The 968-nt window shown below is 52.0% G+C and carries 8 tRNA genes and 1 rRNA gene; all 9 read left to right on the top strand.

Annotation, left to right across the window (positions count from 1 at the left end):
- Positions 1-53: 53 nt before the first annotated feature.
- The 9 genes from rrf (at position 54) to AZ46_RS19500 (ending at position 966) form a co-directional block, all read left to right on the top strand.
- Positions 54-169 (top strand): 5S ribosomal RNA (rrf, locus tag AZ46_RS19540).
- 30 nt (positions 170-199) lie between these two features.
- Positions 200-276: transfer RNA gene (locus AZ46_RS19535), tRNA-Arg, on the top strand.
- Positions 277-281: 5 nt separating this feature from the next.
- A tRNA-Pro gene (locus tag AZ46_RS19530) sits at positions 282-358 on the top strand.
- A gap of 15 nt (positions 359-373) precedes the next feature.
- Positions 374-449: transfer RNA gene (locus tag AZ46_RS19525), tRNA-Ala, on the top strand.
- A gap of 31 nt (positions 450-480) precedes the next feature.
- Positions 481-557: transfer RNA gene (locus AZ46_RS19520), tRNA-Met, on the top strand.
- A 6-nt stretch (positions 558-563) separates the two neighbouring features.
- Positions 564-640 (top strand) — tRNA-Ile (locus tag AZ46_RS19515).
- Between the two features lie 15 nt (positions 641-655).
- A tRNA-Ser gene (locus AZ46_RS19510) sits at positions 656-748 on the top strand.
- Positions 749-810: 62 nt separating this feature from the next.
- Positions 811-887: transfer RNA gene (locus AZ46_RS19505), tRNA-Met, on the top strand.
- 3 nt (positions 888-890) lie between these two features.
- Positions 891-966, top strand: a tRNA-Asp gene (locus AZ46_RS19500).
- Positions 967-968: the final 2 nt, after the last annotated feature.

The raw sequence follows: 968 nt of genomic DNA, 5'->3' as shown, positions 1-968 counted from the left end.
AAAAAAAGCTTGAAATCTTCGGATTTCATAGTATAATAATTTTTGTCACTATGTCTGGTGATGATGGCAAAGAGGTCACACCCGTTCCCATGCCGAACACGGAAGTTAAGCTCTTTAGCGCCGATGGTAGTTGGGGGTTTCCCCCTGTGAGAGTAGGACGTTGCCAGGCTGCTGACAAAAATTAAACCCGGAGGAATATGCGCCCGTAGCTCAATTGGATAGAGCGTTTGACTACGGATCAAAAGGTTATGGGTTCGACTCCTATCGGGCGCGCCATATTACGGGAAGTAGCTCAGCTTGGTAGAGCACTTGGTTTGGGACCAAGGGGTCGCAGGTTCGAATCCTGTCTTCCCGACCATTTTCACAGATTTAAGGGGCCTTAGCTCAGCTGGGAGAGCGCCTGCCTTGCACGCAGGAGGTCAGCGGTTCGATCCCGCTAGGCTCCACCATTTTAATAGAAGTAATTGACTTTGTTCCTGGGGCGGTGTAGCTCAGCTGGCTAGAGCGTACGGTTCATACCCGTGAGGTCGTGGGTTCGACTCCCTCCGCCGCTACCAAAAAAAGGACCTTTAGCTCAGTTGGTTAGAGCAGACGGCTCATAACCGTCCGGTCGTAGGTTCGAGTCCTACAAGGTCCACCATTCTATTTTCCATACGGAGGTATACCCAAGTCCGGCTGAAGGGATCGGTCTTGAAAACCGACAGGGGGGTCAAACCCCGCGGGGGTTCGAATCCCTCTACCTCCTCCATTTCTTTTATCTTCAGCAGCGTAACGATATGAGTATTTGATAACAGCATTATTTATTATTATCGCGGGGTGGAGCAGTCTGGTAGCTCGTCGGGCTCATAACCCGAAGGTCGCAGGTTCAAATCCTGTCCCCGCAACCAAATGGTCCCGTGGTGTAGCGGTTAACATGCCTGCCTGTCACGCAGGAGATCGCCGGTTCGATCCCGGTCGGGACCGCCATT

Origin of the sequence: Metabacillus indicus LMG 22858 (assembly GCF_000708755.2) — a bacterium.
Lineage (GTDB): Bacteria > Bacillota > Bacilli > Bacillales > Bacillaceae > Bacillus_P > Bacillus_P indicus.
The sequence above is the reverse complement of the archived record's forward strand: the minus strand, read 5'-3'. Positions and strand labels throughout refer to the sequence as shown.